The following is a 20,348-nucleotide window of genomic DNA, read 5'->3' as shown; positions in this document are numbered from 1 at the left end:
GGAAAAAATCTTCAGTGCATGTTTTGGCTGCTAGGGACAGTCGTGAGCGATGTATCAGCAGAGCAATAGAGTACCCCTCGGCCCTCTACTTATCCAAATACGGCGCCAATACCTGCTGCGACCACGCCATGAAACTGCGTACGCGGCGCGACAAGTTTTGCCGGTGCGCGACGACGAATGAAACGGTCAACGGCTCGGGGCGCAAATCCGGCAGAATCTCTATGAGTTCGCCGTTCTCAATGTATTCGATCAGGCTTGAGCGACCCGCCTGGATCAGCCCCAAACCGGCCAGACCTGCGGCATGGTAAGTCTGCACGCTATTGACGCTGATAGAGCCTGCCAGCATCAACGTGGCGTAGCCATCGCCCTTAGGGTATTCCCATCCAAACGGCCGGCTCCCCAAGATTGGCGCGTAGTGAATCATGCGGTGTTCCTGCGCCAATAAATCCTCAAGCGTATGGGGCACGCCGTGGTTTTTCAGGTACGCGGGGCTTGCCACGTTCACCATGCTTAAAGCGCCCATCTTCTGCGCAACCAGCGTTTCATCGACAATCTCTCCAATTCGCAGCGCGCAATCTATGCCTTCCTGAATCAGATCCACACGCCGGTCGGTACTGGATATTTCTAACTGAATTTCAGGATAGGTGGCCATAAACGAAGGGAGCGCGGGCACTATGGGGGTACGGGCCAGTTCGGTGGGCAGATCGATGCGCAGCCGCCCGCGCAGCGGCGTGTCACTGCCTGCGAATAGGCTATTTAATTCTTCGGCATCCGCCAGCAACGCGCGTGCGCGGTTGTAAAAAACGCGCCCATCTTCGGTCAACTGCACGGTGCGCGTCGAGCGGTGCAGCAGCCGCACGCCCATGGCCGCTTCGATGCGGCGCACCACGTTAGATGCCCGGCCTTTTTGAATGCCGAGGCTTTCCGCCGCATGGGTGAAGCTCGCCATTTCCGCGATACGTACAAAAATGGCCAAAGACTCGAGATCTTGCATTGTGTCTTTTCGCGATAACTATGGGTTTCGATTGGCATACTTTATGACAAAAATAGAATGACGCATAGTTACCTCTCCGGGGGGCAGAAGGGCTGGCCCATGGCCATTCGGCGCAGATGCAGGGCCGGTTTTGAAGAACCTTAACGTTAAACGCAAAGAGGCAGTCATTGCAGCCAAAGCATTTAACACGTCCAGCCCTGGTCCGCATGAGCGTGAAGACCCGCCCCAACGCGCATGCCGCCGGGGGCGTGCATCAAGCCGAACTGAATCTAACCCGCGTTCAATCCTGAACTTTCAAGCGCAGTACTCACTTAACCAAAAGGTAAATCATGAGCCTATCTAGGGAAACCTTTATCGATTACGACGCCGTGATGCAGGCGCCTATTCATCGCGTGTTCGCCGAGCCAGATACGCAGAAGCGGCGTGCGGCGATCCGAGAGATCTATGCCGAAAACGTCCAGGTCTACGAACCGGGCGTCGAAGCGAGCGGGTATGAAGGCATCGAACAAGTCGTCAACGAGGTTTTATCGCAGGCTCCTCCGGGCTTTGTTTTCGGCACCTTCGGGCCGGGGGTCGGGCATCATGGTATCGGCCGCCTGCGCTGGCACTTCGGGCCGCAAGAAGGGCCACCGGCGATAACCGGGCTTGATGTTGTCGAGATCCTCGACGGCAAGATCACCAAGCTTTACGTGTTTATCGACCCCCATGCCGGCCTAAGGCCCGCGTCGATTGAAAGGTTATCAGGGGTATTCTGCCATTGCGCGGATGGCTGGAAAAAAGGCGTTCAGTTAACCAGGCGAGGCAGTATCTGGCCATGGTGATATTTTCGCCATGGCCATTTAAAAACAATGTAACAGCGTAAATGCAGATCCCTGCCGATACCAAATGAGAATCTCGGTTTTTTGTTTTACTGTGGTTTTCTATGCTGGCTTTGTTTTTATAGATGGTTGTTGATGCTGGGTTTTATGCAGTGGCTGGTTTTTTTATACAAAATTCAAAGGGTACAACGATTAGAGTTGCTGTTAATTTTAATAGAAATTATTATCATTTGCATCTTGATTTCAAGAAAATAGAATTAATTATTCTAAGATTGAACCCAAATCCCGAGGATTTTCATTTTATGGGCGTTCGCAATTTAATCACCTTTTTGATGTTCATTGTTTTTTTGACTGGGTCCAGCATCGCTAATGCCGCCACCACCACCTTCACCGATGTTATGGGGCGGCAGGTTAGGGTAGATACGCCTGTAAAGCGGGCTATTTTAGGATTTAACTTCGAAGATTACATGGCTGTGGGCGGGGAAGCCGCATTCGATCACGTCATAGGTATTTCGCGTGAAGCATGGCGGGGGAAAGTACCCGCCAATTGGAATATGTATGTTAAACAAATGCCGTCCCTTGCCCGTATCGCCGATATTGGTGAAGTCGATCTCCATAATATCTCGCTTGAAAATATCATATCGTTAAAACCTGACGTGGTTATTTTGGCTCAGTGGCAGTATGTCGCTTTAAAATATGAAGTGTCTCGCCTTGAAGCATTGAAAATCCCCGTGGTTGTGATCGACTACAATGCTCAAACGGTAGAAAAGCATGTTAGCTCGACCAAAATATTTGGAATGCTGACAGGGCAAGAAAAACGGGCTCAGGAACTCTCGGACCTTTACGCCAATAACATTGCTGATGTGCAACGCAGAGTGAATAGTTCAGGCCTGAAAAAACCCAAAGTTTATATTGAGTTTGGGAATAAGGGGCCTGGCGAATATTCATTTACCTATGGCGAGAACATGTGGGGTGCGATGCTGAAACTCGCCGGCGCGGATAATATCGCCGCATCACTTTTTGAGTGGTGGGGTGTCATTAATCCAGAGCAGCTTCTGGTTGCGATGCCAGATGCGATTTTTATCTCGGGCAGAGAGAACAACAAGGTTTCGTCGGCACTGTCCATGGGGGTTGGCGTTGATAAAAACATGGCCACTCAGCAGCTTATCGGTTTTTCTGCTCGTAATGGCTGGGCCTCGCTGCCGGCGATAAAAAACAAACAGCTCTTCGGCGTATACCAAGGCGCATCCAGAACGCTTTCCGATTTCGCCATGATTCAGTTTATTGCCAAATCACTTTACCCAGAGCAATTTAAAGATGTGGATCCGGTAAAAAACTACCTGGATTACTATGCGAAGTACCTGCCAGTGAAACCCGAAGGGACATTCGCTATTTCTGCATGGAAGTGAATTTTAATCCGCTTTAAATAGCGGATTTCACTATTGGCCCCCGTTAAACGCGTGCATTCAAGCCGTGGGGGCTTTATTACCGACGAACGGCATTTTGAATGGCATGCGATGGGGGATTTGTCAGCGTCTTAGCCTTCAAATGCAATCAGAGCATGAAGTCTGAGGAGGCTGTCGATCACTTTCTAAAAGGTTGCCGTTGTCCAATAAGCGGCTATCATCTCTCCTTTACGCCCTTGCCGCCTTTGAAAGGATTGTCTGCCGCTATGCCCGTGAATTTTGATCTCAACGATCTTTATGCCTTCCGAGCGCTGGTTGAATACGGTAATTTTCGGCTTGCCGCAGAGTCCATCTGTCTTTCGCAGTCAGCATTGAGCCGCAGGATAGAGAAGCTGGAATCCGCGCTGGGTATCAAGTTGTTCGACAGAACCACCCGGCGCGTCACGCTGACGCTGTATGGGCAGACCTTTGCCGGGCGTTCAGACCAGCTACTGGCGAATGTCGAGTCGGTATTGGCGGATATCAATAAGGTCAGTCAGGATCGCGTGGGGCTGGTCACCGTCGCCACGGTGCCCTCGGCGGCCTACTATTTCATGCCCGACGTGATCCGCCGTTTCCAGGCCCGCTACCCACGGGTACGCGTCAAGCTTATCGATAGCAGTGCAGGCAACGTCATCGAAGCGGTTGCCAGCGGTCAGGCGGATTTCGGCATCTGTTTCGCGACAAGCCTGCAACCCAATATCGAATTTTTGCCGCTGGTGGGGGATGTCTACGTGGCTGCCTGCAGGCGCGATCACCCCATCGCCAGTAAAAAAAGCCTGACCTGGCGCGAGTTTTACCAGCAGGATTATGTGGGGCTGGATAAGACGTCCGGTAACCGCAATCTGCTTGATCAGATGCTGGAGCACATCATTCCTGAACGCCCCAGCATCTGCGAAACCCGCCATGTGACGACCATGCTGGGTATGGTTGAAGCGGGTGTCGGCATTGCCGCCGTACCCGCGATGTCGATGCCGGCGTCAGAGCATTCGGTGCTGACTCACCTGCCGCTGACCGACCCGGTGGTGAAGCGCACGGTTGGCCTGATAAGGCGCAGCGGACGCATGCAGTCCTACGTTGCCGCTGAGTTGGAAAAGTTGATCACTGAACAGTATCACGCTGTTTAACCGGCTGTTCAGCTTTCACGGCTCTCATCCCGGTGGCGCGAATGGTGTTTTGCGCCTCCGTGGAAGACAAGAAATCCAGTAGCGCTTTGCCTTCCTGGCGGTGTTCTGCGTTGGCGGTGACCGCGCCGGCAAAGCGGGTAATGTACTGCACATCCTCAGGCAGTTCGCCGATAAAGGTGACGCCCGGCACAGGCAGCAGTTCACTCACTTGCTGGAAACCTACCGCATATTTCCCTTTCGCCACCTCGGATGCCACCGGAATGCGCTCAATCATATGCGCCTTCTCTTTCACCTGGTCTTCGATACCCAGTTTTTTGAACAGCTGGTTGCTGACATAGCGGCCGCTGGCACTGTCCGAATAGGCAATGGATTTGGCCTGCAGCAGGGTATTGCGCAGATCGGTATCCTTTTGGATAGTGGGTTTGGGGTCGCCTTGTTTGACCACCATGCCAATCGGCGAGTCGGCCAGCTCCACACGCGACCCCGGCTGGATCCAGTTATCCTTTTCCAGATTTTTCAGCGCATCACCCACCATAATCACCACATCGGCCTTTTCTCCGCGAGCCAGGCGCGCGGGGATCGCCTGTGGCGTTTTACCCATAGAAGGGCCGGACACCAAAATGATGTTGTCGCCGCTCTTGGCTTCAAATTGCGGGGCCAGTTTTTCCAGTGCGGCTTTAAACCCGCCGGAGATCATGACGGTCACGTCTTTGGCCAGAACTCCGGTGCTGACAGAGGAAAGCACCAGTGTGGCGAGCAGTGAACGATAAATTTTTTGCATGACGTAATCCCTGATTTAACGTGCGGTTTGGAGTGTTAACGCGCTGCGACGGTACAGATAAAGCGTCGCCAGTAATGCGCATATGGCAGCAAAACTCATCCAGTAGCCGGGTGAGGCCTTATCGCCGGTGTACTCAATCAGTGCGGTAGAAATAACCGGCGTAAACCCGCCAAAGACGGCAGTCGCCAGGCTGTAGGCCAGCGAGAAACCGGCAACCCGGACTTCCGTCGGCATGATCTCGGTTAAGGCTGGGATCATGGCGCCGTTGTAAAGGCCGTAGAGGAAGGACAGCCACAGCAATACCGTCAGCATCATCGAAAAGCTGGGGGCTTCGGCAAGCAGGCTAAGTGCCGGATAGGCAGTGATCAGCGCCAGCAGTGCCATGGTCACCAAAACTGGCTTGCGGCCAAAACGGTCTGACAGGGCACCGCCGACCGGCAGCCAAAGGAAGTTGGAGATCGCGACCAGCAGGGTCACCAGCAGGCTGTCGGAGGCGCTGAGCATCAGCACTTTTTTACCGAAGGTCGGCGCATAGACGGTGATCAGATAAAACGCGGTGGTGGTCATGGCGACCATCAGCATGCCGGCGATAACCACCTGCCAGTTCGCCAACAGGGTTTTAAACACGTCGCGCATCGCCAGGTGGTTGCGGCGGGCGGTGAACTCCTGGGTTTCTTCCAGTTTGCGGCGCAGGAAAAAGATGAAAGGCACAATCAGGCAGCCGAACAGGAAAGGCAGACGCCAGCCCCACTCGCGAATGGCGCTTTCTTCCATGAAGGCATTCAGTGCGAAGCCCATCGCCGCGGCCACCATAATGGCCACTTGCTGGCTGCCGGACTGCCAGCTGGTGTAAAAGCCTTTACGGCCTGGCGTGGCGATCTCAGCCAAATAAACCGATACGCCGCCCAGCTCAGCACCCGCAGAGAAGCCTTGCAATAAACGGCCGGCCAGCACCAGCAGCGGCGCCCAGAGCCCGATCGTCTGATAGGACGGGATGAGTACAATCAGGAAGGTCCCGGCGGCCATGATCGACAGAGTAACGATTAGCCCCTTGCGTCTGCCGACTTTATCGATGTACGCGCCCAGCACGATTGCGCCGATAGGGCGCATCAGGAAGCCCGCGCCAAAGACCGCGAAAGTCATCATCAGCGAGGCGAATTCACTGCTGGCTGGGAAAAAGGTATGGGCGATGTAGGTGGCATAAAACCCGAACAGGAAAAAATCAAATTGCTCCAGAAAGTTGCCAGAGGTCACGCGCAGTATCGCGCTGATTCTGGCCCGAGTCGTCATGGGTGCGTTAGGTGAATGCATCGTTATCTCCAGTTTGTCATTGACGCTTTTAACCGCATCTGTTTCTGCAGACTGGACCATGAAAATAAAGTAAATAAGCGCAATAAACGCATGAACTGATGCGTTTGGCGCATGAATTCATGTTAACAATTGGCTGCGATAAGCTGTAACGGGCCATTAACAAGATTGCCCCGTGCTGCTTTGTCCGTTACAGGCTAAAAACTTCATGCGCGTTTTGTGACAGGCTTCATACAAGGCGAAGGGGTAGAAAAATGCTGAGCGGGGGGCAAAATGGGGGCGTTTGGGTTTTTCGCAGATCCGCCCGGAATTGAGCTTCTTCCCTCCGCTTTATGCGGCGGACCAAACTTTTTGAGGGCTGCATCAAAGAAGTTCAGGACTCTGCAGCAGTAAGCAGCAGTATCCCGGCGCCTAATCTGACACCACAACGAATCTGCCGCAAACCCTTAACCGGCACAACAAAACTTGCGCCGATCACAAACCGGGCCCTGAGGAAAAGGCTAGCGCAACCGTGAGGGAGACAGGCCAAAGCGCTGGGTGAATCGTTCAGCAAAACGCGAAACCGATTTGTAGCCGCAGGCATCGGCCACCTGCGCCATGTTCCAGCGGGTAGTCTGTATCAGCATCAGGCCGTGGTGCATGCGTATATCCACGAGCAGCTTTTCAAAGCTGCCCCCTTCCTCGCGTAAGCGTCTGCGCAGGGTAGATTCACTCATCGCCAGCGCTTCGCCGGCAGAGCGCGCGGTCCAGTCGGTTTCTGGTGAAGCACGCAGCAGATTGCTTAAGCGCGGTAAAACGCCCTGTCGCCGGGGCAGAGCAAAATGAATGTCTTGTTCTGCCAGGACCAGCAGCAAGTCGAATATCCTCAAACGTATTCTCGCATCACTGAGATTCGGCTGAGCCAGGTTTTTCAGCAGCGTGTGTAACGACTCTTGCAGCGCGCTGTTAAGCGCCATCGCGGTAAATTTCGGCTTCTTTCTGTCACCTGAGAGAGATAAATGGCTTTGCGAGAACTGATAAAAAGATTCCAGCACATCGGCGCTGAAAGTCAGAAACAGCGATCGGAACGGGGAGCCGTTATCCGGAGGAAACTTGGTATAATCAGCAATGACGCCCTGATCTATAAAACCCACGGCGGCAGTATCAGCCAGGGTATGGCTTTCTCCTGAGGTCAGAAATTCAATTCTCCCCGCCAGTACGATGAGCACCGTCGGTTCGAAGAAGCAAAATGAGGGTGTGCTTTGTCTCACCCTGAGCTGCGGATAAGCCACCGAAATCAGATTATCGCGGCTGAGACTGCTGCCATAGTAATCTGACCAGGAAAGAGATTCATTGCTCATGGCGTCTGGTTCATCCGGGAGAACTAATCGACTTTCTCTGGTCATGATGTACCTGTTGATGGCTCGTGGTGAGTTAAACGCTGACGTCCGGATTCAGGGTATAGATCCCGGTCAGCGTGGCCGTTGCCAGGACATTGCTGTTTTCCAGCGCACGACGAACGTTAGCGCCAGTCAGCTCTCCCTCTACGTTTAATGTCGGCATCGGAATAGCATATAACGTGAATATGTAATGATGAACCAATTCATCATTCCACGGCGGGCAGGGGCCATCATAGCCATAATATGTTCCGGCCATTGACTCATCGCCTGCAAACCACGCGGTGTAATCATTGATACCATGAGTCAGACCGCCCGGTGCGGAAGGCCCCTGTTTACCTCTGGCAGAAATGCCGCTGGATTGAGCGCCTTCAATAATTTCGCCTTGATCCGCCGGAATGTTCAACAGCGACCAGTGATAGAAATCTGTACGCGGCAGAGACGCCGGAACGGTTTTCCCCGGTTGATTAACATCTTCTGCACTGGTTGGAACATCAGGATCGTGGCAAAGAAGCACCAGCGCCTGTGTGCCTGCAGGCACATCTTCCCAGGCAAGGTGTGGGTTGAGGTTGTCAGATAAACGAATGCGGTTTTCTGGATCATAAACGGCAAAACTGTTCTTGCCTGGGATGGCCTCACCGTCTTTAAAACTGTGGCTGTATAATTTCATGTTATTGCCTTATCAATGGCGGAAAACACGATTATACGGCTATTGCACATCCTGAGATTCACTTATCCGGTCAAATTACTTCCTTAAACTGTCATTCTGACTGGATGTGTTGGGTCGGTATGAGGGTTCTGCCTTGTTAGTTGCAATTCGGATATGGTGACTTCCCACCCAAAAGGGACATCAATCTGGCTGGCCAAAGACACCCCATTCCATCGAGCGGGGGCATATCCCTGTCGGCTTGCCGGAGAGCGTGCCAGCCTCTTCAGGGGAAGTTCTGGGGGCGAGTTATATTTTTGGGCAGCCAGTGACCTGCGGGTAATTGCGACATACTAGATTGAGTTTGTTTTTTGGCTCGAAACCTTTATCCAGCATGCATCGCTGAACATTAGCGGCTTTGCGCAGCGTAGGCACGTAAGGCGTCGAGCCCAAAGGTTGCGGATAACCGCATTGATACATCACCGCCAGCGCTTGTTTGTCGTTTTCAATTTCATGTGAAAAATGCAGTGAAGCTCCTACTTTACGCCAGGTAATCAAGGAAAACTTGCTCACGCCGGAATCCGGGTTAATCGGATGAAACCCTCTGTCTGCGACAAAAGGCAGCGCTTCTAGCTGACTCTGACTCAAGGGATACCCCTGTTCTTGCTCGAGGCAGGCTGATGTATCATGGTAAACACGAACGCTGCAAATTTTGAATCCATCTTTACGGGTAAACCCCATTTTCTCCATGCATTGGTAATACAGAACGGACTCATTATCCGTTTTGGGGATATCGGAGCCGGGGAGTTGCACGCCGCATTTAGCCATCGCGACGCGCACGCCATCGATATCCGTATCAGGACGCTGCCACTGTGTTAGATCCGGTGCTGGGGGACATCCTGTCAGCAGGAATACCGACGTCATCAGCAGAGGTAAAGTTATCAGAGTCGATTTTCGGAACATTAAAATCCCTTATTTATTATTTCAGGTAGCATCCCATACTGCCCGTATTGCCCCTATGCGACAACGTTGTCTGCGTTTTGATTATCACTGAAATAAAAATTTCACCCAGCCTGGATTGACTAAGTCTCCACATTCGATTCTAAAACATCCGATCCGCTGAACTCACAGCTCATAGCAGACCTGACGACCCTTCAGTCTGGTCTGGAAGCGGACGTCACTGACGCGTTGTGTTAAACAATGAAGAACAGCTCAGTCCGCTTGGCGGTTTGGAATGGTTAGCGATTGATCAGAGCGCTAACCCCCGGACTGAGCTCCTTTCAGGTCATCTACTATTTGGCGACGTTATTTGGCCAAGAGTTCTTTGCGGACGATTTCTGCGCCTGCACTTAACGCATCCAGCTTGCCTCTTGCTACTCCGCGAGGCAAAGGGATCATGCCACAGTTAGTGCAAGGATAGAGCTTGTCGGCATCTACAAACTGAAGCGCTTTTCGAAGCGTAGCGGCGACTTCCTCTGGTGTCTCAATGGTATTGCTTGCCACGTCAATGGCCCCAACCATCACCTTTTTACCGCGAATGAGCTCCATCAGCTCCATGGGAACATGGGAGTTTTGACATTCCAGTGAGATGATATCGATATTGGATTTTTGCAGTTTTGGAAAAATCTCTTCGTATTGTCGCCACTCTGTTCCCAGCGTCTTTTTCCAATCGGTATTGGCTTTGATGCCATAACCGTAGCAAATGTGTACAGCCGTTTCACACTTAAGCCCTTCAATGGCTCTTTCTAACGTGGCAATGCCCCAATCGTTCACCTCATCAAAGAAAACATTAAAGGCGGGCTCATCAAACTGGATGATATCGACACCGGCAGCTTCTAATTCTTTGGCTTCTTCATTGAGAATTTTAGCGAATTCCCAGGCTAGTTTTTCGCGGCTTTTATAGTGGTTATCGTACAGCGTATCTATCATGGTCATAGGGCCTGGCAGGGCCCATTTAATGGGTTGGTCGGTTTGCTGGCGTAAAAACTTGGCATCTTCGACAAAAACAGATTTTTGGCGACTCACCGGACCCACGACTGTCGGTACACTCGCCTCATAGCGATTACGGATTTTAACGATCTCGCGTTTCTCAAAATCAACGCCGTTGAGGTGCTCAATAAAGGTAGTGACGAAATGTTGGCGCGTTTGCTCGCCGTCACTGACAATATCAATACCTGCCTGCTGTTGATCTTCCAGGCACAAACGCAGGGCATCTTGTTTGCCGTCGATTAATTCCTGGTCTTGCAATTTCCAGGGTGACCAAAGTGTCTCAGGTTGTGCCAGCCAAGAGGGCTTAGGTAAACTGCCGGCCGTTGAAGTCGGTAATAACTTTTTCATAATAGATGACCCTGTATTTTGGTTAATCAAGCAGCGTAGTTAGCGGACCATTGCTCAAGAATAGTTTGGTATGGTTTAATAAAGTTCTCTTCAGTAAACTTTCCCTGCTCAATCGCCAGCTGGCTACGTTCTTCTCGATCATAAACAATTCGAGTTAAAGAATAATCCTGTTGATTCAAGCTTGGCTGATAGTATTGCCCTGCCGCGGAATTAGCATTGTAAATCTCCGGGCGGTAAATTTTTTGGAACGTCTCCATCGTGCTGATGGTACTGATAAGTTCAAGATCAGTGTAATCGCTGAGCAAGTCGCCACTAAAATAAAAAGCCAAAGGCGCAACACTATGTTTAGGCATAAAATAGCGAGCCTGTAACCCCATTTTATTGAAATATGCATCGGTCAATGAAGGTTCATCTTGCTGATATTCCACGCCTAATACAGGGTGCTCATTACCCGTCCGATAATAGGTGTTTTTACTTGAAACACTTAAGCATATAACAGGCGTTTTATTAAAGTTATCTCTGTACGCATCTGAATCAATAAAATATTTAAATATGTTGCCGTGTAAATCACCAAAATTCGCTGGAATGCTGAATTGAGGTTGGTTCTTATTGTGCGCTGACAGCAACACGCTAAAGTCATAATCCCGCACGTAAGAAGAAAAGTTGTTCCCTACAATACCGTCAATACGTTCATTGGTTTTTTTATCAATAATGTTCGTTTTTAATATTTCAATCACCGGGAAGGTATTGCCATTGTTTTCAATATTCATCTCAACAGAAATGATTTCAAGTTTGACAGAATAACGATCGCCTTTGGGGTTGTCCCAATACGCCAGTGTATTGAAACGATTGTCAATCATCACTAACGTGTTGCGCAAGTTCTCCTGGCGGTTCTTTCCTCTGGCCAAATTGGCAAAGTTAGTCGTGATACGCGTATTTTCGGAAGGGTTATAGTTTTCATCGAAAACACTGCTCTTAAGAGTAAATGTAAAATTTTTATTCATCGTGTTCTGCATCCTGAGTTCTGACATGAAAACTGAATTTATTTCTTGATTTCCCAGAAATCACTGACTTTCTCTTCATCAGTCTTCATGTTGTCAATAAGTTAACAATGCATCTTTTATGCCAGAGCCATGGGATGAGTGAAAGCGACTTAATTTCATTACCACATGAGTCATCTTCATGATGTGGCGGCCGTCATGCCCGGCATCGTCTGAAACCCTGGCACACATGATTTACCGCGGGATCCAGGGGGCCAGAAGCGGCTAACTGAACAGCTTTATGGCAGGGCTAAAAGAGGTGGAAGACCGCTTTCATTGTATGAGCATTTGCTCATGCATTGATGACGACGCTTCACTTTCAATCCGGGCATGTGCTGTTTAGCATCAGCACGGGGTTATCTTTTTATCGGCGAAACCTTAACGGCGATAAAATGCTGGTGTGTGCGGTGATTGCCACGGCACACTGATGACGGACTAACCAAATCAGGAGAACACCAGATGTCTGACCATCCCACAATTGCTCTTCTTGGTCCGGGTGCTATCGGTACCACCATCGCCGCCGTCCTGCATGAGGTTGGTCGCACGCCAGTCCTGTGCGGGCGTACCGCGCATCCGCAGTTAATTCTGCGGCGCGATGACGGCGAAGTTGTGGTGCCAGGGCCGGTATTGATCAATCCGGCGGCTATCAGCCATCCGTTGGATCTGGTGTTTGTCGCGGTGAAAACCACCCAGGTCGCTGACTGCGCCGACTGGCTGGCCGCGTTGTGCGATGAAAACACCCTGGTATGTGCACTGCAAAATGGCGTTGAGCAGGAAACCCAGTTGGAACCTTACGTCAACGGCGCCAAGGTGCTGCCTTCAGTCGTGTGGTTCCCGGCCCAGCGCGAGCCGGATGCCTCCGTCTGGCTGCGTGCCAAACCGCGCCTTACGCTGCCGGATGTGCCGCAGGCGAAACGGGTCGCCGATGTGCTCAAAGGCACAGGCTGCGCGGTTGAGTTGTCATCCGACTTTCTCTCCATCGCCTGGCGCAAACTGCTGCAGAATGCGGCCGCAGGTCTGATGGTTCTCGCCAATCGTCGTGCCGGGATGTTCTTACGCGGGGATATCACTGAACTTGCACTGGCGTATTTGCGCGAGTGTTTGACGGTGGCGCGTGCGCAAGGCGCCGTACTGAACGATAATGTTCCGCAGGAGATCGTCGACGGTTTTCGTCATGCCCCTGCGGATTTAGGGACCTCCATTCTCGCCGACCGCCAGGCCAATCGCCCACTGGAGTGGGATATTCGCAACGGCGTGGTACAGCGTTATGGTCGCTTGCAGGGTATTGCGACGCCCATCAGCGACGTGCTGGTGCCGCTGCTGGCGGCAGGGAGTGAGGGACCGGGTTGACGCCGTTAACTGCAAGAGTATTTGCAAGACAACGACACCCTGAATCGCCGCAGGTTTGAGCGAGATATCCAGCCCATTAAAATGGCTAAAGAGTGTCCGCATGCCTGCTTTTCGTTCATCGCTGACTGTATGAGCCATTTTTTGCCAAAAGTGTTTAGAAAACATATGGCGCCCCAGAGGAAAAAATTGTTAAAACCTTACCCTTGTTTCACAATCGCGGCAGCGCGTATTTATGTTTTGAAAACGTGAATACGTTGCGGCAATCGGGGCAGGATTAGGGTTCTTGAGGGAGTAATAACAGGATGGCACTCGGATTTGTTACGAAGAACGCTCTGGCTGACTGGCAAAATGTCCCTTTATATCTGCCGAACTTTCAGTTCCATGAGCAGCATCGCACCGTCATAACCACGGCTTACCCCGAAAAAATCTTACCGGCAATTGCGGGTTATGATATCCAGCAGGATATCGTGATTAAAACGCTAATGGCGGTGCGGAAACTGCCGCAAAAATTACGACGCCATCAATCTGAAAGTGCCATTGATCAGTTTGGGCTACAGAGTTTCACTTTGTTGGAAAACTCGCCAACCGAACTTTGCTATGGCTTGAGAGGACAATTCTGGCGAACCGATTTTGGCCTTGAGGATGTGCCCGATATCAGTGCCTATTGCGCCGCGCTACGGCCGGGCAACGCAAAGCTGCTGCTGCGATATCAGGTGCAACAACTCGCCGCCGATGAATATGCACTCTGTACAGAAACCTTCATACATTGCCCTGACAGAGCGACACAGCTAAAAATGGCCGGATACTGGCTGGCAATCCGAGTGGGAAGTGGCTGGATTCGGAAAAGGACATTGAAGGCAGTAAAGCTTGAGCTCGAGAAAGCGGGCCAATAGCCTTACGTCGGATAATCATCCCCTCAGTTGAGGTTGGCCGCACAGCCGTAGCGGGGCGAAATGCCGGCATTATGCCGACTCAACTAATGCCCAAAGAGGGTGCCCTTGAAGAGTTGTTCAGTACTCTATGAGGATGACGTCCGCTTCTCGCTCATTGCCGACCGGGCTCCGCCTAACGGCAGGTAAGTGCCAGGAGCGGACGTTAACCTCAAATCAACCAATGATGTGCTATCACCTGCTATTTTCATTTCTGGAGAGCCTGCAGGAGCAAGAAGGCGCTCTTAAAAGCGCCCACGGTAAAGAATTTATGCTTCTTATTTTGTGAACGAAGAGTAGATCAGTTTGATGCCCAGTATGCCCAAGACCGCTGAGGAGACCCGATCAACCGAAGATTTTATGCGTAAGTATATCTGACGCGGTTTTTCTGCAGATAGAGCTACAGAAACAATGGAGTACCAGACAAAATCTATCAAAAAACTCATTAGAGGGATTACGAAATAAAATATTACTGGGATATTTTTTGGTAAAAGGGCACTAAAGATAGATGCAAAGATAATTGCCGTTTTTGGATTGCTTAGTTGTGTTAACAGGCCATCTCTGAACGTCTTCAGCAAAGTCTTGCTGCCCCCTTTTTCTCCATTCAAAACTAAGGTTACAGGCTGAGATGCACCTTTGAAAATTTTAAAAGCTAGCCATAACAAGTAAATACCGCCCGCCACCTTCAAACCAACAAATAATTCCGGCACCAAAAGTAGCAGCCTCTGTAGCCCAAGCATAGCCACCAAAGCAAAAATCGCAGCTCCAACGCCTGTACCCAGGGCTGTCACTAGTCCATGAAGACGAGAGTACACAACCGCATTTCTGGCAACATATATAAAGCTTGGACCAGGGCTTATAACACCCATAATCAGAACGGCGGCAATAGCCATAAGGCTTGAAATAAGCATCGTATACCTCGGTAAGTAGTAATCTGAACGGGTATTCTAAAGGAAATATGCCGTGTTCACAGGGGGAATTGTGTTGTATCCAGGGTGCGAAAGCGAAGTGAACCCCGCTAAGGTCAGGTAAGCGCCAAAAGCGCACGTAGGGGTGTCTTAAACAGTCATTGTCTGTGCCGGTATCATCTCTTGCTGAGTACAAAAAATCCCTGCCGCAGGTTCGAGTGCAAGCCTATTCTTTGATGCAGGCGCCATCGGCCTGATTCTGGGCGTTTTTTCTGGAGTAAAGTGAGACTTTTGATTTCTCCGCACTCCGCGTGTTTGGCGGACTGCGGCAGGATATGCTGTCGAGATGGTATGATAAATGGACTTATTCTTTGTAAAACTCGTCTTTATGCTGATATCGATACTCTTGAGTGATCCCCGTGTATCCGTATGAAGCAGCTTTACAGTCGATTATATGAACATTCGACTGAGGATGCAGGTTACCAATGGCTTGTTCCATCGCGTTGTAAATTGCTTTTTGGTATGCCGATTTCTGGTCCTTGCTACAGGTTTCATCGACGATAGTCACTTCGAGTCTAAACGAATTTTTGCCCCATTCGGCCAGGCTTTTGCCATCAATAAACCAGTCTTCATCATCGACATGTCTCACTATGACCATAGTTTCGAAGCTATTTTTCCTTAAAACATCGCATGTGATTTGAGTCGCTAAAAGTACACACTTTTGGGTTAATTTTTGATTCTTTAAGCCAGACAGCGTCAGGGTTATACCAGGCATACCATGTCCTTAATTAGATTGTCATTTCGGCTAAATGATTACAGGAACCGCGGTTATTTTATAAACCCTTAAAATGGCATAATCGAGGCCGTGAGCACAATGCGTTAAGGCCCGCCTCCGCTCATAGCAGACCTGACGGCGCTTCGGTTTTGCCGCTTCGTGCCCGAGGCGGACACCACAATATCCTGCCATGCCGATCAAAGGTGAGCCGGTTACCTCGGACGCACAGGCACCTGTTTACGCACGGCATTAGACAGAACTAACGACGTGGTCACTGAACCATGAACCGCCAGGGCATCGACGATGGCTTCCAAATCAGTCGGTTGAGAAAACACACAACGTACGATGAAGCAGTCCTCTCCGGTGATCCTGTCAGCTTCTATCACTTCAGGGATATCTGTAAATAACGCCAGATACTGTTTGATGTATTGGTGGGTTGTGCGTACTCGCAGGATCGCCTGTAATCCCAATCCTATCTCTCGCAAATTGACGCGTGCACCGTATCCTTCAATGACGCCTGCGCTTTCGAGTTTTTTGACCCGTTCGCTCATCGCTGGTTGCGAAAGTCCAATGCATTTGCCCAGAGAGGCCAGACTCTGACGTGCATTCGTTTGAAGTGCTTCCAAAATTTGCCGATCTTTGCTGTCAAGCTCCATGCTGATCCTTTGCTCGAAATGTAGATGAATCATCGGTTAATCGGGCTCTATTTCGATGACTTGCCATTCAGGAACGATGTGTCATTCGCCTACATTATGTGAACACCTATTTGGGAATCAAGACATGATGTAAGTATCCCAGCTTTAGTTCCACGCACTTTTTGAGATTTCCGGTTTCTTGATCTCTTCCCCAAATCAGCGCCAGACTAAATCAGAGATCCGGGCTTTTTTGCAGACTTCGGACAAATTCTGCCGGAGTCTGGTTATTTAACGAGGAATGTGGCCGGTACTGGTTATATTCCAGCCGCCAGTGCTCGATCTTCTCCTGAGCATCTTCCAGTGACAGGAACCAGTGCACGTTCAGACATTCATCACGCAGGCTGCCGTTAAATGACTCAACCAGGGCGTTATCTGTGGGCTTCCCGGGGCGTGAGAAGTCCATCGTTACCCGGTTTTCATACGCCCAGCGATCCAGCGTTTTCGAGATAAATTCGCTGCCGTTGTCCGTCTGTAGCCGCTGTGGTACACGCTGCTGTGTCTGCCTGATCCGTTCCATCACGGCGACCACATCGTCACCGCGAAGCCCCTGGCCTACCTCGATCGCCACGCATTCACGACTAAAATTATCGACTACAGTCAGGGCTCGGATCCGGCGTCCGTTGAACAGATTATCAGCAACGAAATCCATGCTCCAGCACTGATCCACAGCGGTCACGGCCGGGCGGATACGCCTGTGCCTGGCCGTCACGTGCCGCCGCGGGCGTTTTGACCGCAGGTTCAGCCCTTCCAGACAGTAAATCCGATGGGTTTTCTTGTGGTTAACCAGCCAGCCCTCGCGCCGCAGCAGGATATGGATCCGCTGCACACCATAACGAATGCGGGTTTCTGCAATCTCCCGTATCCGCTGCGTGAGGGCCCGGTCATCGCGGCAGCTGCGGTAGTGGTAGACCGTTCGGCTCTGCATCATCAGCCGGCATCCCCTGCGAACCCCGATGCGGTACGCCGCCAGCAGGTATTCGACCGCCTCGCGTTTCTGCACCGGCCTCAGAACTTTTTTCGGATGACGTCCTGCAGCATTTCCTTGTCCAGACTGAGATCGGCGACCAGCCGCTTCAGGCGGTGATTCTCTTCCTCCAGCTGGCGCAGCCGACGCAGTTCTGTCACGCCCATGCCACCAAACTTCTTCTTCCAATTGTAAAAAGTAGCTTCGGAAATCCCCATCTTTCTGCACACTTCCTCCACCCGAGTGCCGGTTTCAGCCTGTTTCAGGGCAAACGCGATCTGTTCTTCGGTATAACGTGTCTTTTTCATGTCAGATGACCTCTTTTTGCAGGAGAAGAAAGGCCGAAAACTCTACTTTACGCCGGTACTGAACAAAGGGAAGAGATCAAGCCCCTTAAACACCCAAAATTCATGCCACACCTGTTACGGAAAGCTAAATGAACAATTCACCCAACACGCCTATCCTATTTATCAACGGTTTAATCGGTACTTTGAATGACCCGACATTTCACCGACTGATAACAATTAATTTCAAAACAGGTTTATTCTTTCACGTAAACATGTCCTTAAGCCCATTATCTACTAAAAGAACGAACAGGATGAGTGCTGTAATATTTAGATGATATCTTCACTCACTGTCCATGACGGCAGGGAGCGTAACAAGGACAATGTTATGCTCCTCGCTCAGAGCAGACCTATCTCCCATTTCTGACTGCAGAGTGCCAGAAGCCGATTTTTCTGAATTCGCACTGCATTAATTATTGGGGAGCAGGGCACTCAAATATTACTCACTTTATGGCGTTTTTACGCTGGCCTACAGAAGCGTATATTGATATTGAAATAACCCCCAGAATAAAAAGTGTTGCAAACATCAAGTAACCTAACCCGGCATCAATAAAGAATCCACAGAAAAGCGGACACAATGCGGTTCCGAGTGACGTCAGATTAATTAAACCAAAAGATGTCCCCCTTAATTCAGCAGGAGCAAGTCTGTCTACCTCGACGCTGAAAGCCGGCATTGTTATCAATTCCCCAAGGCTGAGGACGAATACTGAGAAAGCGAGCAATCCAAGCGATCCTGAGTATACTGTCAAAAACAGTAACTGGGATAAAGAGATAAGAGTTATCCCCAGAATGACTTTCCCTTTTATACTCCATCTCTTTAACAAGAACAAAACTGGATACTGAAAAACAATAACCGTTATTGCGTTAACCAAAAATATCACACTAATAGCATAATTCAAGTCGGGAAATTTTAGTCGAGTTAGAAGTTGAATGAGAGGGGAGTCAAAGGACGTATACACAAACATCACAATGAAGTAACAAATAATTAGCTTTGAAAATTGTGTCTGCGAGAATATTTTTGAAACGGAATTGGCAAAACTTGGAATTTTTTTCTTATGGCTAACCTCTCTCTTTTGCAAACCTTTCAAAATAAAAATCAATGCTAAGGCGTAGATCAGATAAATAACACTGGAAGCAAAAAAAACATTTATGACTGGTGATGCAAGAGCATACGTCCCTGCAAGCGGCCCAAGAGCAGAGCCAATATTTACGACATAATACCGTATATATTGATACTGTTCCCTCTGCCTAAAATCAGTAATATAATCACCAATCATTGCCTTGCTAAACGACTCCGTACATGCGCGTCCCGTTGAAATCAGTAACATGGAGCCAACAAATTCAGCAGCACAATCAGAGTAAGTCATTGATGCGAAACCGATAATGCTCAGAAATAGACTCGCTATAAGCGATCGTTCACGCCCTAGCTTGTCAGAATAATAACTAACGAAAACACCAATCAGTGTTCCAGTAGCTAATGTCATAAAAAAGATGGCACCAATCTGTAATGCGCTCAATTGAAACTGACGATAAAGCTCTACAGACAGATAAGGCCATACCATGAAATATCCTGCCCGAGACAGAAATGTTCCGGCCAGCATAGTATGTATAACCGCAAGCTGTTTTGGTTGTGCTAGCGATAGGTTTAAGTTCGTCATAAGTCAGCTTATTCTAAATCCAGTGGTAAGCTTTCATCAGCTCCCCATTCAGCCCAGGAACCATCATATATGCGAAGTTTTTTAAAACCGGCCAGATATGCAGCAAGAAGAACTATACAAGCTGTAACTCCAGATCCACAACTGAATACAAGCTCATCGTTATCATTCAGCCCGTTACGATTAAAAATTTCAGCCAGAGACTCGGGTGATTTGTAGTGCCCATTGTTCAAAACCTCACTAAAAGGGATACTTATGGATCCTGGTATATGACCGCACCTTAAACCGGCTCTGGGTTCAGCTTGTCGTCCAGAAAATCTCTCTGAGGGTCTTGCATCAATTAACATAAAATGAGGCGTAGTGATGTTTTTAAGGACAGTGGATTTATCAACAATCTGCTCAGGCTTAATGTCAAAATCGCAGACCCTATTTACCTTGGGCCTTGCATATCTTTCGGATATACCCAGTCCCGCGTCAAGCCATGCCGGTAATCCTCCGTCAAGAATGTAGGTTTTCTCAATACCCATAACTTTTAGCATCCACCAGACCCTCGGTGCCGAATATATACCCTGCTGATCGTAAACTACCACGGTTGAGTCGGGCCTAATACCGATTCCGGAAAGCAGGGATGGAATACTTAATGCAGAAGGGAATGTATGGGGCAGATCAGACTCAGGCTCTGAAAAAGTACTGTCAAGGTCAAAATATATTGCACCTTGAATGACTAATCTCTTAATTTCACTAGTCTTATTCGCTGTTTTTTTTAGCGTAGCATCCAGTATGATGATGCTATCTGAGTCCGGGTTGTTTACAACCCAGTGAGGAGAAACCAGAGCTTCCATATTTGTCCTTTTCA

General features: G+C 49.8%; 19 protein-coding genes. 5 read left to right on the top strand and 14 right to left on the bottom strand.

All coding sequences use genetic code 11. The annotated features are described in order from the left end of the window. Nucleotides 1-85 precede the first annotated feature (85 nt). Nucleotides 86-994, bottom strand: a complete 909-nt coding sequence (locus JEM67_RS18115; RefSeq protein ID WP_199636336.1) for a LysR family transcriptional regulator — start codon at nucleotides 992-994, stop codon at nucleotides 86-88. 329 nt (nucleotides 995-1,323) lie between these two features. On the opposite strand from JEM67_RS18115, the gene JEM67_RS18110 reads away from it, so the two are divergent. From JEM67_RS18110 to JEM67_RS18100, 3 genes are all read left to right on the top strand, one after another. Continuing rightward, nucleotides 1,324-1,815 carry a nuclear transport factor 2 family protein gene (locus JEM67_RS18110; RefSeq protein ID WP_233527709.1) on the top strand — a complete coding sequence of 164 codons (492 nt, stop codon included), beginning with the start codon at nucleotides 1,324-1,326 and terminating at the stop codon, nucleotides 1,813-1,815. A 299-nt stretch (nucleotides 1,816-2,114) separates the two neighbouring features. Beyond that, nucleotides 2,115-3,221: an ABC transporter substrate-binding protein gene (locus JEM67_RS18105; protein ID WP_199636354.1), complete on the top strand. Its 1,107-nt coding sequence runs from the start codon at nucleotides 2,115-2,117 to the stop codon at nucleotides 3,219-3,221. A gap of 263 nt (nucleotides 3,222-3,484) precedes the next feature. Continuing rightward, entirely contained in the window at nucleotides 3,485-4,384 is a 900-nt protein-coding gene (locus JEM67_RS18100) for a LysR family transcriptional regulator (RefSeq protein WP_199636337.1), read from the top strand. Here the strand turns inward: JEM67_RS18100 and JEM67_RS18095 are convergent. From JEM67_RS18095 to JEM67_RS18065, 7 genes are all read right to left on the bottom strand, one after another. Then, complete coding sequence (locus JEM67_RS18095; protein ID WP_199636338.1) at nucleotides 4,359-5,165, bottom strand: substrate-binding domain-containing protein; 807 nt, start codon at nucleotides 5,163-5,165, stop codon at nucleotides 4,359-4,361. The genes JEM67_RS18100 and JEM67_RS18095 overlap by 26 nt on opposite strands. A 15-nt stretch (nucleotides 5,166-5,180) precedes the next feature. Further along, entirely contained in the window at nucleotides 5,181-6,476 is a 1,296-nt protein-coding gene (locus JEM67_RS18090) for an MFS transporter (RefSeq protein WP_199636339.1), read from the bottom strand. Between the two features lie 497 nt (nucleotides 6,477-6,973). Further along, nucleotides 6,974-7,858, bottom strand: coding sequence for a helix-turn-helix transcriptional regulator (locus JEM67_RS18085; protein WP_013813666.1), 885 nt, complete (start codon nucleotides 7,856-7,858; stop codon nucleotides 6,974-6,976). 28 nt (nucleotides 7,859-7,886) lie between these two features. After that, a complete protein-coding gene (locus tag JEM67_RS18080; RefSeq protein ID WP_199636340.1) occupies nucleotides 7,887-8,519 on the bottom strand; it encodes a YbhB/YbcL family Raf kinase inhibitor-like protein in 633 nt (210 codons plus the stop codon). A 285-nt stretch (nucleotides 8,520-8,804) separates the two neighbouring features. Continuing rightward, a complete protein-coding gene (locus JEM67_RS18075) occupies nucleotides 8,805-9,458 on the bottom strand; it encodes a hypothetical protein (RefSeq protein WP_013813664.1) in 654 nt (217 codons plus the stop codon). Between the two features lie 342 nt (nucleotides 9,459-9,800). Then, complete coding sequence (locus tag JEM67_RS18070; protein WP_004946619.1) at nucleotides 9,801-10,832, bottom strand: methionine synthase; 1,032 nt, start codon at nucleotides 10,830-10,832, stop codon at nucleotides 9,801-9,803. A gap of 26 nt (nucleotides 10,833-10,858) precedes the next feature. Then, nucleotides 10,859-11,836 (bottom strand): DUF1852 domain-containing protein, encoded by a 978-nt coding sequence (locus tag JEM67_RS18065; protein WP_199636341.1) that lies wholly within the window; start codon nucleotides 11,834-11,836, stop codon nucleotides 10,859-10,861. A gap of 495 nt (nucleotides 11,837-12,331) precedes the next feature. Between JEM67_RS18065 and JEM67_RS18060 the strand changes: the two genes are divergently transcribed. Together JEM67_RS18060 and JEM67_RS18055 are read left to right on the top strand one after the other, a co-directional pair. Continuing rightward, nucleotides 12,332-13,222 (top strand): oxidoreductase, encoded by an 891-nt coding sequence (locus tag JEM67_RS18060; RefSeq protein WP_199636342.1) that lies wholly within the window; start codon nucleotides 12,332-12,334, stop codon nucleotides 13,220-13,222. A 302-nt stretch (nucleotides 13,223-13,524) separates the two neighbouring features. Beyond that, on the top strand, nucleotides 13,525-14,115 hold the full coding sequence (locus tag JEM67_RS18055) for a hypothetical protein (RefSeq protein ID WP_199636343.1): 591 nt from the start codon (nucleotides 13,525-13,527) through the stop codon (nucleotides 14,113-14,115). 314 nt (nucleotides 14,116-14,429) lie between these two features. Here JEM67_RS18055 and JEM67_RS18050 read toward each other — a convergent pair whose 3' ends face one another. From JEM67_RS18050 to JEM67_RS18025, 6 genes are all read right to left on the bottom strand, one after another. Further along, nucleotides 14,430-15,062 carry a LysE family translocator gene (locus tag JEM67_RS18050; protein ID WP_199636344.1) on the bottom strand — a complete coding sequence of 211 codons (633 nt, stop codon included), beginning with the start codon at nucleotides 15,060-15,062 and terminating at the stop codon, nucleotides 14,430-14,432. A gap of 361 nt (nucleotides 15,063-15,423) precedes the next feature. Then, nucleotides 15,424-15,834 (bottom strand): tautomerase family protein, encoded by a 411-nt coding sequence (locus JEM67_RS18045; RefSeq protein WP_013813659.1) that lies wholly within the window; start codon nucleotides 15,832-15,834, stop codon nucleotides 15,424-15,426. A gap of 212 nt (nucleotides 15,835-16,046) precedes the next feature. After that, nucleotides 16,047-16,490, bottom strand: coding sequence for an Lrp/AsnC family transcriptional regulator (locus tag JEM67_RS18040; protein WP_013813658.1), 444 nt, complete (start codon nucleotides 16,488-16,490; stop codon nucleotides 16,047-16,049). A gap of 211 nt (nucleotides 16,491-16,701) precedes the next feature. Beyond that, nucleotides 16,702-17,801, bottom strand: a protein-coding gene (locus JEM67_RS18035) for an IS3 family transposase (protein ID WP_199639703.1) whose coding sequence is annotated in 2 segments (ribosomal slippage) — nucleotides 16,702-17,540 and nucleotides 17,540-17,801 — 1,101 coding nt in all. Because the reading frame shifts where the segments join, the coding sequence is not laid out codon by codon here. 479 nt (nucleotides 17,802-18,280) lie between these two features. Further along, nucleotides 18,281-19,495 (bottom strand): MFS transporter, encoded by a 1,215-nt coding sequence (locus tag JEM67_RS18030; RefSeq protein WP_233527533.1) that lies wholly within the window; start codon nucleotides 19,493-19,495, stop codon nucleotides 18,281-18,283. Between the two features lie 8 nt (nucleotides 19,496-19,503). Continuing rightward, on the bottom strand, nucleotides 19,504-20,334 hold the full coding sequence (locus tag JEM67_RS18025) for a sulfurtransferase (protein WP_199634703.1): 831 nt from the start codon (nucleotides 20,332-20,334) through the stop codon (nucleotides 19,504-19,506). Between the last annotated feature and the right edge of the window lie 14 nt (nucleotides 20,335-20,348).

It is taken from the genome of Serratia sp. PAMC26656 (genome assembly GCF_016469055.2).
In the GTDB taxonomy this organism is placed as follows: Bacteria; Pseudomonadota; Gammaproteobacteria; order Enterobacterales; family Enterobacteriaceae; genus Serratia; species Serratia plymuthica.
Note: the sequence above shows the minus strand (reverse complement) of the source record. Positions and strands in the feature narration are given on the sequence as shown.